General features: G+C 49.4%; 1 protein-coding gene. It reads left to right on the top strand.

Translation table 11 applies throughout. The features are described 5' to 3' along the window. Positions 1-37 precede the first annotated feature (37 nt). A partial coding sequence (locus ACFFT4_RS30230) for a reverse transcriptase domain-containing protein (protein ID WP_378052859.1) occupies positions 38-785 on the top strand: 748 nt, incomplete at its 3' end.

The raw sequence follows: 785 nt of genomic DNA, 5'->3' as shown, positions 1-785 counted from the left end.
GCTATATGGCATGGGAATCAAGGATCAACGCGTGCTTATGATGATTAAAGCGATGCTACGGGCTGGAATCATGAAGGAAACAACAGTGAATACCTTGGGAACGGCCCAAGGAGGGGTCATATCCCCGCTACTGGCCAATGTCTATCTGCACCATTTTGACCAGGGGATAACCCGGGAATGGGAAAACAAGAAAACCCGTACAACCTATGGTCGAACCGATAGCCAGAGACTGGCATTGAAGCGGAATAGCCATCTGAAACCAGCTTATCTGGTACGATACGCAGACGATTGGATTCTGATCACCGACACCAAGGCACATGCGGAGAAGTGGAAACGTCGCATCTCCACCCACCTGAAAACGCATCTCCGACTTTCGTTATCCGAAGAAAAGACGAACATCACCAATATCCGCGAAAAGCCGATCCACTTCCTAGGCTTCGAATGTAAACTCGTCAAAGGCAAATCCAGAACAGGGTATATTACACGAACCCGACCAGACCGAAACCGATTAAAGAGCAAAATTCAGGAATTATATCGAAAAGTAAATGCGCTGAAGCGCAGTCGAGGGCGGGTATCCGCGATCCAACAGATCGACAGCATCAACGCAAGCATCAGGGGCATCATCCGCTACTACGAGTGTACCACATGGGTCAATATCGAGCTTGCGCAATATGCACTAACCTTGAGATGGAAAGCGAAGCGCGCATTGGATAAATACGGCGGTATATGGCTGCCTGCCAAAGAAACGCACAACCTCAGGTCAGTTCACGCCGAGTACCTCACGA

It is taken from the genome of Cohnella cellulosilytica (assembly GCF_042431195.1).
Classification (GTDB): domain Bacteria; phylum Bacillota; class Bacilli; order Paenibacillales; family Paenibacillaceae; genus Cohnella; species Cohnella cellulosilytica.
This window is presented reverse-complemented; position numbering and strand designations above follow the sequence as displayed.